Annotated in this window: 12 protein-coding genes; 7 read left to right on the plus strand and 5 right to left on the minus strand. The window is 71.6% G+C overall.

Translation table 11 applies throughout. The annotated features are described in order from the left end of the window. The 4 genes from L332_RS27360 to L332_RS27375 form a co-directional block, all read right to left on the minus strand. Complete coding sequence (locus L332_RS27360; RefSeq protein WP_021011544.1) at positions 1–711, minus strand: DUF4194 domain-containing protein; 711 nt, start codon at positions 709–711, stop codon at positions 1–3. Next, entirely contained in the window at positions 708–2,162 is a 1,455-nt protein-coding gene (locus L332_RS27365; RefSeq protein ID WP_021011545.1) for a DUF3375 domain-containing protein, read from the minus strand. Before L332_RS27365 ends, L332_RS27360 begins: the two co-directional genes overlap by 4 nt. 89 nt (positions 2,163–2,251) lie before the next feature. Continuing rightward, complete coding sequence (locus L332_RS27370) at positions 2,252–2,689, minus strand: type II toxin-antitoxin system VapC family toxin (RefSeq protein ID WP_021011546.1); 438 nt, start codon at positions 2,687–2,689, stop codon at positions 2,252–2,254. Next, on the minus strand, positions 2,686–2,928 hold the full coding sequence (locus L332_RS27375; RefSeq protein ID WP_021065117.1) for a hypothetical protein: 243 nt from the start codon (positions 2,926–2,928) through the stop codon (positions 2,686–2,688). Before L332_RS27375 ends, L332_RS27370 begins: the two co-directional genes overlap by 4 nt. A gap of 63 nt (positions 2,929–2,991) precedes the next feature. On the opposite strand from L332_RS27375, the gene L332_RS27380 reads away from it, so the two are divergent. The 4 genes from L332_RS27380 (at position 2,992) to L332_RS30810 (ending at position 6,762) form a co-directional block, all read left to right on the plus strand. Next, positions 2,992–3,693 carry a FadR/GntR family transcriptional regulator gene (locus L332_RS27380; protein ID WP_021011548.1) on the plus strand — a complete coding sequence of 234 codons (702 nt, stop codon included), beginning with the start codon at positions 2,992–2,994 and terminating at the stop codon, positions 3,691–3,693. A 125-nt stretch (positions 3,694–3,818) separates the two neighbouring features. After that, entirely contained in the window at positions 3,819–5,150 is a 1,332-nt protein-coding gene (locus L332_RS27385) for an MFS transporter (RefSeq protein WP_021011549.1), read from the plus strand. Positions 5,151–5,194: 44 nt separating this feature from the next. Next, complete coding sequence (locus L332_RS27390; RefSeq protein WP_021011550.1) at positions 5,195–6,454, plus strand: alpha-hydroxy acid oxidase; 1,260 nt, start codon at positions 5,195–5,197, stop codon at positions 6,452–6,454. Positions 6,455–6,537: 83 nt separating this feature from the next. Continuing rightward, positions 6,538–6,762, plus strand: coding sequence for a fumarylacetoacetate hydrolase family protein (locus L332_RS30810; protein ID WP_268743641.1), 225 nt, complete (start codon positions 6,538–6,540; stop codon positions 6,760–6,762). Positions 6,763–6,930: 168 nt separating this feature from the next. Here the strand turns inward: L332_RS30810 and L332_RS27395 are convergent, their stop codons facing one another. Then, the gene (locus tag L332_RS27395; protein WP_021011552.1) at positions 6,931–7,827 is read right to left on the minus strand and encodes a LysR family transcriptional regulator; all 897 of its coding nucleotides are present in this window, start codon (positions 7,825–7,827) and stop codon (positions 6,931–6,933) included. A gap of 135 nt (positions 7,828–7,962) precedes the next feature. Between L332_RS27395 and L332_RS27400 the strand changes: the two genes are divergently transcribed. The 3 genes from L332_RS27400 to L332_RS29940 form a co-directional block, all read left to right on the plus strand. Then, positions 7,963–9,123, plus strand: a complete 1,161-nt coding sequence (locus L332_RS27400) for an iron-containing alcohol dehydrogenase (protein WP_021011553.1) — start codon at positions 7,963–7,965, stop codon at positions 9,121–9,123. Between the two features lie 90 nt (positions 9,124–9,213). Then, complete coding sequence (locus L332_RS27405; protein ID WP_021011554.1) at positions 9,214–10,728, plus strand: CoA-acylating methylmalonate-semialdehyde dehydrogenase; 1,515 nt, start codon at positions 9,214–9,216, stop codon at positions 10,726–10,728. An 8-nt stretch (positions 10,729–10,736) separates the two neighbouring features. Then, positions 10,737–10,975, plus strand: a 239-nt coding sequence (locus L332_RS29940) for an SDR family NAD(P)-dependent oxidoreductase (protein ID WP_144061102.1), incomplete at its 3' end; no start/stop codon positions are given.

A 10,975-nucleotide genomic window follows, 5' to 3' on the forward strand; every position in this document is an offset into this window, starting at 1 on the left:
TCACGGCGTCAGCTCCCGGTCGTCGGCGTCGGCGGCGGCGTCGAGGTCGAGCGCCGCCTCACCGCCGCGCTCGAGCACGCGCTCGTACTCGCGGCGCAGCGACTGGACGCGGTCGTCGTCGAAGATGAGCCGCAGCGCGGGCGAGATCTCGACTCGATCGTCGCCGCCGGCGCGGTGGATGAGGCCGAGCTTGTTCATGAGCTTGGTCCAGGATGCGTTCATGCGGCGCTCGAAGTCGGCCTCGTCGCGCGCGACCCGGTAGGGCGCGAGCTGCTCGAAGACGTCGCTGCGATCGACGAACACGCGCCGCTCGCCGCGAGCGGCGAGCAGGCGCTGGCGCAGCACGAGCAGCATGAGCGTGTCCATGAACGTCAGCGCGCGCGAGCGCACCGCGAGCGGCACCGGGCGCTCGCCCGCGTCGACCGGGCGCACGAACGCGATCTCGTCGTTCCGGTCGATCACGAGCTCGAGGAAGAGCTCGTGCAGGCGCGAGCGGATCTCGTCGGCGTCGGCGAGCAGCGCGACCCACAGCCGGCCGCGGTTGGAGGATGAGAGGTAGGGGCCCTGGATGAGCTCGAGCAGCGCGCGCCGCGAGTCCTCGCGCAGCCGGCCCGAATCCCCCGGCCAGAGCGCGCTCGAGCCGGTCGACGCATCCGCCCTCTCCTCGTCGGGAGCGGCGTGCTTGAGCGCTGCCGCGTGCGGATCGGTCATGTCGGGATCCTCTCGACGAAGCGGTGGCTGCGCACCACGGCGCTGCGGGTCGTGCCGTCGACGCCGGGCCAGACGAGCGTCTCGGTCTCGTCACCCGAGACGCTGCCGTGCTGCATCGCGAGCGTCATGAGGCCGACGACGCTCGCGACGCCCTGCGTGGCGGGCCAGTCGGCGAGCAGCTGCGCGACCGTGAGCGCCTCGGCGCCCCGCAGCCGCGCGTTGACGACGCCGGTGAGCTCCTCGAAGTCGATCTCGGTGTCGCGCGCGAGGGCCTTGAGCTGCTCGTAGTCCGCGAGCCCGGGCTCGTGGGCGACGACGTGCTCGTCGATCGCGAACTCGGATGGGTCGTGGGCGGTGAGCGCGCCGATGCTCGAGAGCTCGACGGAGGTGAGCGGCAGCTCGACGCCGCTCGCGTGGAACGGCTTGACGTGCTCGGCCGCTCGCAGCGCGGTCGCGAGCGCGGCGCGGATGGAGCGCTGGAGCGCGCGGTCGCGCTGGAAGTCCTGCGACTGCACGTAGCGGCGCAAGCCGCGGGCGAACTCGGCGAGCACGCCGTGGATCTCGTGGCTGTGGAGCTTGAGCTCGCGGAGGAAGGTGCGCAGGAACCGGCGCTCGGACATCGACATCGCGTCGCCGAGGTCGCGCTCGAGCAGGCTCGCGATGTCGGCCTCGAAGGCCTCGCTGCGCTCGGCATCGAGCACGAGGACCGAGAACGCGGCGAACGTGAGCCCCTCGTCGGTCTGCTCGATGAGGTCGACGCCACGGAAGATGTCCTCGAGCACGGTGCGCTGCGACTCGTCGGCGTCGAGGAGGCTCGCCATGAGCTCGTGGTTCAGCTCGTCGAAGCGGAATCGCACGCGCTGAAAGTCGGAGGGCACGTCCTCGGCGAGCCGCAAGATCTCGGCGACCCGCTCCTTCGTGCGCGCCGCATCGAGCGGCTCGAAGCGCCCCTCACCGATCGCTCGGATCTGCGCGTCGATCGCGGCGCGCTCGCGCTCGAGCGCCTCGCGCCGGCGCGCTCCGTCGGGGTCGGTCTCGATCGCGAGGCGCTGCACCTGGTCGCGGATGGTCATGAGCCGCGACTCCGTGGCGGTCGCCCGCGGCTGCTCGAGCTGCTCGAAGACGCGGATCGCCCGCAGCGCCGCCGGCGAGAGCTCGACGGTCTCGGCGCGCGCCTCGGCCGCGGGCCGCCGCACGAGCCAGCCCGCCGCGCGCCACGCGGCCGCGTAGGCCTTGCCGGTCTGCGGCAGCTCGAAGTGCGGTCGCAGCGCATCGAGGTCGGCGTCGACGAGGTCGACGAACTCCTCGGCCGGGCGGCGGCGCACCTCGCCGCCGAGCAGCCGCGAGAGGAGCGCGACGATGATCGGCGCGTGCTCGGCGCGCAGCAGCGCGAGCGCGGGGTCGTCGGCGACGAGCCGCTGCAGGCGCAGCGCGGCGCTGACCGTGGTCATCGTCGAGCCCCCATGACGTCCATTCTGGCGGAGGCCGGTGACGCGCACGCGACGAGCCCGCGAGCCGCGGGATGCGCTCCCGGCGCGCTTCAGCCGATGCCGGCCGCGGCGCGGAAGCCGCTCGCGCCCGGGTCGAGGTGCACCAGGCCCGGGATGCTCGCGAAGCCGCGATCCGCGGAGACGAGCGCTCGCACGTGGTCGCGGCGCTGAGCAACGGCCGCGAGCACGGCATCGAAGGCTCCGAGCGGCTCGTGCTCCCGGAAGAGGCGCAGCCCGGCCGAGAGATCGCCTGCGTCGACGCTGATCAGCGGTGCCAAGGCGGTCGCGTAGCGCTCGGTCAGCGCCGCGGCGTCGTCGCGCCCGCGCCGCCGAGCGCGCACATGAGCGAACTCCTGCAGCACCTCCACCGTCGTCGTGGCCGCGAGCGTGCCGTCGCCGACGGCGGCGATGACGGCACGGCACGGCTCGCGCAGCGGATGCTCTGCGCCGACGGCGTAGACGAGCACGCTCGTGTCGAGCAGGATCACGCGCCGCCCCGCAGCTCGTCGAGCTCTGCGCGGAGCGCCGCCGGGTCGCCGACGGCCATGGGCTCGGCCGCGAGGATGTCGGCTGCCGCGGCCGCGCGGCGATCGCCGTGCGGCGGGTACACCAGGTCGATCGCGTCCCTGACCAGGGCAGCCACCGAGACGCCGCGGTCGGCCGCCCGCTGCTCGAGCCGCACCCGCTGCTCGGTCTCGATCAGCACCTGCAGCCGCTCCGATTTCATGAGCATACTGTAGCAGGTGCATGCGCGGCAGGACCGGTCGAGCCGCTGGGATACTCGGGAGCGATGAAGACGCACGAGCGCGTGATGGCGTGGGTGACCGAGGAGCTGCAGAGCGGCAGGCTCACGATCGGCGATCACCTGCCCGGCGAGCGCGCGCTCGCCGAGGCGCTCGGCATCTCCCGCGGATCGCTGCGCGAGGCGCTGCGCGTGCTCGAGGCGCTCGGCACCATCCGCACATCGACCGGCTCGGGCCCACGATCGGGCACGATCCTCACCGCCGCGCCCGAGCAGGCGCTCGCGCTCGCGCTCAGCATGCAGCTCGCCACGCGCCACGTCGAGCACGAGCACATCTACGAGGCGCGGCTGCTGCTCGAGACGTGGAGCGCCGAGCACGCCGAGCTCGGCGCGAGCGACCTCGCCGCCGCCGAGGCGCTGCTCGACCGCATGGACGACCCCGCGCTCGCGGTGCCCGACTTCCTCGAGCTCGACGCGGAGTTCCACGTCACGATCGCGCGCGCCGCGCACAACCCGCTGCTGTCGACGCTGATGGATGCGCTGCGCACCTCGATCGCGGACCACACGCGGGAGCGCGCCGAGGCCCTCCCCGACTGGCCGTCGACCGCCGTGCGGCTGCGGAGCGAGCACCGCGGGATCCTCGAGCGGCTGCGCGCCGACGACCGCGCCGGCGCCGCCGAGCGCATCCGCGCCCACATCCGCGGCTACTACCGCGAGACCTCGCAGAGCGCGCCTACGCCCGACGCGTGATCCGCGCGGCGCGCGCGCCGACGCATCCGCTCGCTTGACGCCCGCAACGCCGTTCCCCTACTGTCTCTGTGGTCTGACCACATGGTTCGACCACATCCCGTGCACCTTCTCGAGGGAGAGAGCTCTTGTCCAGCACGTCCACGGCAGCCCCGCCGGAGCGCCTCAACTACCGCGTCCTCATCGGCAGCCTCTCGGGCTCCGTCATCGAGTGGTTCGACTTTCTCGTCTACGGCACCGTCGCGGCGCTGGTCTTCAACAAGACCTTCTTCCCCACCGACGACCCGTTCCTCTCGACGATGCTCGCCTACGCGTCGTTCTCGCTCACCTTCTTCTTCCGCCCCGTCGGCGGCATCGTCTTCGCCCACATCGGCGACCGCATCGGCCGCAAGAAGACGCTCTTCCTCACGCTCATGCTCATGGGCGGCGGCACGGTCGCGATCGGCCTACTGCCGGACTACGCCGCGATCGGCATCGCCGCGCCCATCCTGCTGCTGCTGTTCCGCATCCTGCAGGGCATCGGCATCGGCGGCGAGTGGGGCGGCGCGCTGCTGCTCGCCTACGAGTACGCGCCGAAGCACCGCCGCGGTCTCTACGGCGCCGTGCCGCAGATGGGCATCTCGCTCGGCCTGCTGCTCGCCTCGGCCGTCGTCGCGCTGCTGACGCTCCTGCCCGAGGACCAGTTCCTCTCGTGGGGCTGGCGCGTGCCGTTCGTCGGCTCGATCGTGCTCGTCTTCATCGGCCTGTGGATCCGCAACGGCCTCGACGAGACGCCCGAGTTCAAGCGCATCCGCGAGACCGGCGCGCGCCTGCGCCTGCCGATCAAGGAGGTGCTGACGAAGCACTGGCGCGCCGTGCTCGTCTCGATCGGCGCGAAGGCCGCCGAGACCGGCCCGTTCTACATCTTCGGCACCTACGTGATCGCCTACGCGACGAACATCCTCGACGTGCGGCAGAACACGGTGCTGCTCGCGGTCGCCGCCGCCGCGCTCGTCGCGACGATCTGGATGCCGTTCTTCGGCCACCTCTCCGACAAGGTCGGCCGACCGGTGCTCTACCGCTTCTCGGCGATCACCACGATCGTGCTCGTCGTGCCCTACTACTGGGTGCTCAACATCGGCGAGACGTGGGCGGTCTTCGCCGCGACGATCGTCGCCTTCGGCATCCTGTGGGGCAGCGTCAACGCGATCCTCGGCACGCTCATCGCCGAGAGCTTCAGCCCGGAGGTGCGCTACACCGGCGCGACGCTCGGCTACCAGGTGGGTGCCGCGATCTTCGGCGGCACCGCACCGCTCATCGCCGCGTGGCTGCTCGAGGTCAGCGGCGGCCAGTGGTGGCCGATCGCCGCATACGTCGCGGTCTGCGCCTCGCTCTCGGTGATCGCGTCGTTCTTCATCAAGCACGTCGCGCACCGCGAGCCGACCGACTTCGACGTCGCCGCCGAGACCGTCGCTCGCTGAGCGACCCCACGCATCCCCGACCAGAAGGAACCAGGAGGCACAGCATGGTGAAGCGCCAACTGCCCAAGCCGCTCGAGCTCATGGAGCTCATGCAGTTCAAGAAGCCCGACCTCGACGGCCGCCGCCGCCGGCTGAACAACGCGCTCACGATCGACGACCTGCGCGTCATCGCGAAGCGCCGCACGCCCGCGGCCGCCTTCGACTACACCGACGGCGCCGCCGACGGCGAGGTCTCGCTCGCTCGCGCGCGGCAGGCGTTCGAGGACGTCGAGTTCCACCCGGACATCCTGCGCCCGGCCGAGCGCGTCGACATGTCGACCGAGGTGCTCGGCGGCCCGAGCGCGATGCCGTTCGGCATCGCCCCGACGGGCTTCACGCGCCTCATGCAGACGGAGGGCGAGACCGCCGGCGCCGGTGCCGCGGCTGCCGCGGGCATCCCCTTCACGCTCTCGACGCTCGGCACGACGACGATCGAGGACGTCAAGGCGACGAACCCGAACGGCCGCAACTGGTTCCAGCTCTACGTCATGCGGCAGCGCGAGATCTCCTACGGCCTCGTCGAGCGCGCGGCGGCAGCGGGCTTCGACACGCTCATGTTCACGGTCGACACCCCGATCGCCGGCGCGCGCCTGCGCGACACCCGCAACGGCTTCTCGATCCCGCCGCAGCTGTCGATCAAGACGATCGCGAACGCGATCCCGCGCCCGTGGTGGTGGTTCGACTTCCTCACGACGCCGAAGCTCGAGTTCGCGTCGCTCTCGACGACCGGCGGCACGGTCGGCGAGCTGCTGAACTCGGCGATGGACCCGACCATCTCGTACGAGGACCTCGACGTCATCCGCAGCATGTGGCCCGGCAAGCTCGTCGTGAAGGGCGTGCAGAACGTGCCCGACGCGGTGAAGCTCATCGACCTGGGCGTCGACGGCATCATCCTGTCGAACCACGGCGGCCGCCAGCTCGACCGCGCCCCCGTGCCGTTCCACCTGCTGCCGCAGGTCGTGCGCGAGGTCGGCAAGGATGCGACGGTCATGATCGACACGGGCATCATGAACGGCGCCGACATCGTCGCGTCGGTCGCGCTCGGCGCGAAGTTCACGCTCATCGGCCGCGCCTACCTCTACGGCCTCATGGCCGGCGGCCGCCAGGGCGTCGACCGCACGATCGCGATCCTCCGCTCGGAGATCGCGCGCACGATGGCGCTGCTCGGCGTCTCGTCGCTCGAGGAGCTCGAGCCCCGCCACGTCACGCAGCTGCGCCGGCTGATGCCGGTGCAGGCGGATGCGTCGGTGCCGTCGGTGCGCTGACCTCACGATCGCAGGCCGAGGGCCGCCCGGTTCGCCGGGCGGCCCTTCTGCGTCTGCCGCTGCGCCGCTCGCGACTAAGCGGCATCGCGCACGTCACAGACGACGTCTTCGGCGTCGCCGACCTCATCGCATTCTGCTCGAGCATCGTGCGGCTGCGCCCCGGCCAGGCCATCGCGACCGGCACGCCCGGCGGCGTCGGCCACGGCATGCAGCCGCCGCAGCACCTGCAGCCTGGCCAGCTGCTCGAGACGGAGCTCGGAGGCGTCGAGACGCTCCGGAGCCGCGTCCGCTTACGCCCGTCGACATGAGATGTCGCGCGTGCCGGAAGTGAATTCCTAAGCAGCGAAGCAGGTTCGGCCGCCTTGCCACGACAGCGATGACGGCACGTTCGGTGAAATGCCGCGTCGTGAAGCGCCCGACGGCACGCAATTCGACGCGAGCTCTCTGGCGAGCCGTGAGCGCGCATTCGGAGCGGGTCAGCGGGTCCGCACCGACAGGTGCGGGTGCTCAGCCACGAGCGCATCGATCGCCTCGGTGATGATCCGCACGCGTAGCAGCTCCGTCAGGTCGCGCGGCACGACGAGCCAGTAGGTGCGGCTGATGCTGAGCGCCTCGGGCAGGACGCCGACGAGCTCGGGGTCGGCACCGCCGATGTAGGTCGGCAGGATCCCGATGCCGAGGCCGGCGCGCGTGGCGCTGTGCTGACCGGTGATGTTGTTCGTCTGCAGGCGCGCGTGACCGCGCGGCAGCAGCTCGTCGAGGATCCGCAGCGGCGCGACGTCGAGCAGCGCCTCGACGTACCAGATGAGGTCGTGGTCGCGCCGCAGCTCGTCGATCGAGCCCGGCGTGCCGTGCCGCGCGAGGTAGTCGCGCGACGCGTAAGCGCGCAGCTCGTAGTCGGCGAGGTGCCGCACCGCCGCCGCCCGCGGCGAGGGCTTCTCGAGCGTGACGGCGACGTCGAAGTCGCGCGCCGTGATGAGGTCGTGACTCGTCGCCGTGATGACTTCCAGCGAGAGACCGGGATGTGCGTCGAGCAGCGGCCGCAGCCCGGGCACGAGCACGTTCGCACCGAAGCCGTCGGGCGCGAGCAGCCGCGCCGTGCCGCTCAGCTCCCCCGGTCGCGAGACGACCGCCTCGAGCGCACGCGCGACGCTCGACTCGACCGCCTCCGCGTGCGGCAGGATCAGCCGCGCCGAGTCGGTGACCCGCCACCCCTGCGGCGTCCGGTCGAACATGCGCACGCCGAGCTCCTGCTCGAGCCGGCTGATGCGCCGCGAGACCGTCGTCTCGTCGACCTCCAGGCGCGCCGCGGCGTCTCGCAAGCGCCCCGTTCGCGCGACCTCGAGCAGGAATCGCAGGTTCTCGGCATCCACGCATCCATTGTGCCCGCCGCCCTGCACTTCTGCAGTCGCACCTGCGCGCTTGGTCGTTGACGCCTGCATCCGTGCCAGGCGATGCTGGACGCATCCACACCCTCTGACGGGTCCGACCACGAAGGCGTGCAACCGGTGAGCATCGACATCAACACCCCTCCCATCCTCCGATTCGGCGCGGGCGGCGTCGACAGCATCGGCGAGCTGCTCCAGACCCTCGGGGCCGAGCGGCCGATCGTCGTGACCGATGGCTTCCTCGTCTCGACGGGCCTCGCGGCGAGGGTGGCGGATGCGCTCACGGCGGCGGGCCTGCAGGCGTCGGTCTACGACGGCACGATCCCCGACCCGACGACCGACTCGCTCGAGAACGGGCTGGAGGCGATCCGCGCGCACGAGGCCGACAGCATCGTCGCGCTCGGCGGCGGCAGCCCCATCGACACGGCGAAGGCGCTCTCGGCGCTCGCGGTGCGCGGCGGCCACATGCGCGAGCTCAAGGCGCCGTTCCAGTTCACCGGCCCGGCGCTGCCGGTCATCGCGGTGCCGACGACCGCCGGCACGGGCTCGGAGGTGACGCAGTTCACGATCATCACCGACAGCGAGACGAACGAGAAGATGCTGTGCGCGGGCCCCGGCTACCTGCCGAAGGCCGCAGTCGTCGACTTCGAGCTCACCGTCTCGATGCCGCCACGCCTCACCGCCGACACCGGCATCGACGCGCTCACGCACGCGATCGAGGCGTACGTGAGCCGCAAGGCCAACCCGATCTCCGACACCTACGCGCTCGCCGCGATCTCGCGCATCGGCCGCTACCTGCGCCGCGCCTACCGCGACGGCGACGACCGCGAGGCGCGCGAGGAGATGATGACCGCGGCGACGCTCGCGGGCATGGCGTTCTCGAACGCCTCCGTCGCGCTCGTGCACGGCATGAGCCGGCCGCTCGGCGCCCACTTCCACATCGCGCACGGCATGGCCAACGCGATGCTGTTCGCCGAGATCACCGCCTTCTCGGTCGAGCACGCGGTCGAGCGCTACGCGACGTGCGCGCGCACGCTCGGGGTCGCAACCGAGGCCGACTCCGACGCCGCGGCCGCCGACGCGCTCGTGCAGGAGCTGCGCACCCTCGCCCGCGAGGTCGAGGTGCCGACGCCCGCCACTCGCGGCATCGACCGCGCCGAGTGGGGCGAGCGCGTGCCCGTCATGGCGCAGCAGGCGCTCGCCTCCGGCTCGCCGAACAACAACCCGCGCGTGCCGACGGCCGAGGAGATCGAGCAGCTCTACGCCGCCATCTACGAGTAGGCCTCCCCACCCGCTGGCTGAGCCGGTCCGCGCCGAAGGCGCAGACCGTGTCGAAGCCCACCCACGAACCCAACGCAACCAGGAGCATCCATGACCATCACCGAGCAGTCCACCGAGACGGCCTCCGTCCACCACTGGATCGGCGGCGCCGCCCACGAGTCGGGCAGCGGCCGCACTGCGCCCGTCTACGACCCCGCCCGCGGCGTCGTGACGAAGCACGTCGCGCTCGCCGACGACGCCGACGTGCGCGCCGCGATCGACGCCGCCCAGGCCGCCTTCCCCGCCTGGCGCGACCTGTCGATCGCCCGCAAGCAGGCGATCATGTTCCGCTTCCGTGAGCTGCTCAACGAGCGCCGCGACGAGCTCGCCGAGATCATCACGAGCGAGCACGGCAAGGTGCTCTCGGATGCGGGCGGCGAGATCGCGCGCGGGCTCGAGGTCGTCGAGCTCGCGACCGCGTTCCCGAACCTGCTCAAGGGCGCGTTCTCGGAGAACGTCTCGACCGGCGTCGACGTCTTCTCGGTCAAGCAGCCGCTCGGCGTCGTGGGCATCATCAGCCCGTTCAACTTCCCCGCGATGGTGCCGCTGTGGTTCTTCCCGGTGGCGATCGCGGCGGGCAACACCGTCGTGCTGAAGCCGTCCGAGAAGGACCCGTCGGCCGCGATGTGGATGGCGGAGCTGCTCAAGGAGGCAGGCCTCCCCGACGGCGTCTTCAACGTGCTGCACGGCGACAAGGTCGCCGTCGACGGGCTGCTGACCGCGCCCGAGGTGCAGGCGCTCTCGTTCGTCGGCTCGACGCCGATCGCGCAGTACATCTACGAGACCGCCGCGAAGCACGGCAAGCGCGTGCAGGCGCTCGGCGGCGCCAAGAACCACATGCTCGTGCTCCCCGACGCCGACCTCGACCTCGTCGCCGACGCGGCGGTCAACGCCGGCTTCGGCTCGGCGGGCGAGCGCTGCATGGCCGTCTCGGTCGTGCTCGCGATCGACTCGATCGCGGACGCGCTCATCGAGAAGGTGCAGGAGCGCGTCGCGACGCTGCGCATCGGCGACGGCCGCCGCGGCACCGACATGGGCCCGCTCATCACCGGCCAGCACCGCGACAAGGTCGCCGGCTACATCGACATCGCCGAGGCCGACGGCGCGAAGGTCGTCATCGACGGCCGCGGCATCGAGGTCGACGGCGACGCCGACGGCTTCTGGCTCGGCCCGACGCTGCTCGACAACGTGCCGACCTCGTCGAAGGCCTACCAGGAGGAGATCTTCGGCCCCGTCCTCTCGGTCGTGCGCATCAAGTCGTTCGAGGAGGGCGTCGAGCTCATCAACACGGGTGTCTTCGGCAACGGCACCGCGATCTTCACGAACGACGGCGGCGCCGCCCGCAAGTTCCAGAACGAGATCCAGGTCGGCATGGTCGGCATCAACGTGCCGATCCCCGTGCCCGTCGCCTACCACTCGTTCGGCGGCTGGAAGCAGTCGCTCTTCGGCTCCGCGAAGGCCTACGGCGCCGCCGGCTTCGACTTCTTCACGCGCGAGAAGGCGATCACGCAGCGCTGGCTCGACCCGAGCCACGGCGGTCTCAACCTCGGCTTCCCCGAGAACTGAGATAGCGCATGCGTAGGGCAGACCTGCGCGGGCGGGGTGCCGTCGTCACCGGTAGTGGCGGCGGCATCGGCCGTTCGATCGCGCTCGCGCTCGCCGGAGCCGAGATGGACGTCGTCGTCGCCGACATCGAGCTCGAGGCGGCCGAGCGCGTGCGCGACGAGCTGCTCGCGCTCGGCCGCCGCTCGGTCGCCGTGCGGACGGATGTCTCTCAGGCCGCGGAGGTCGAGGCGCTCGCCGACGTCGCCTA

The organism is Agrococcus pavilionensis RW1, from assembly GCF_000400485.1.
Lineage (GTDB): Bacteria > Actinomycetota > Actinomycetes > Actinomycetales > Microbacteriaceae > Agrococcus > Agrococcus pavilionensis.

Excerpts from the sequence above, each read along its gene's own strand:
- L332_RS27360 (WP_021011544.1), bottom strand. The coding sequence starts at position 711 with ATGACCGATCCGCACGCGGCAGCGCTCAAGCACGCCGCTCCCGACGAG.
- L332_RS27365 (WP_021011545.1), bottom strand. The coding sequence starts at position 2,162 with ATGACCACGGTCAGCGCCGCGCTGCGCCTGCAGCGGCTCGTCGCCGAC.
- L332_RS27375 (WP_021065117.1), bottom strand. The coding sequence starts at position 2,928 with ATGAAATCGGAGCGGCTGCAGGTGCTGATCGAGACCGAGCAGCGGGTG.
- L332_RS27380 (WP_021011548.1), top strand. The coding sequence starts at position 2,992 with ATGAAGACGCACGAGCGCGTGATGGCGTGGGTGACCGAGGAGCTGCAG.
- L332_RS27390 (WP_021011550.1), top strand. The coding sequence starts at position 5,195 with ATGGTGAAGCGCCAACTGCCCAAGCCGCTCGAGCTCATGGAGCTCATG.
- L332_RS27405 (WP_021011554.1), top strand. The coding sequence starts at position 9,214 with ATGACCATCACCGAGCAGTCCACCGAGACGGCCTCCGTCCACCACTGG.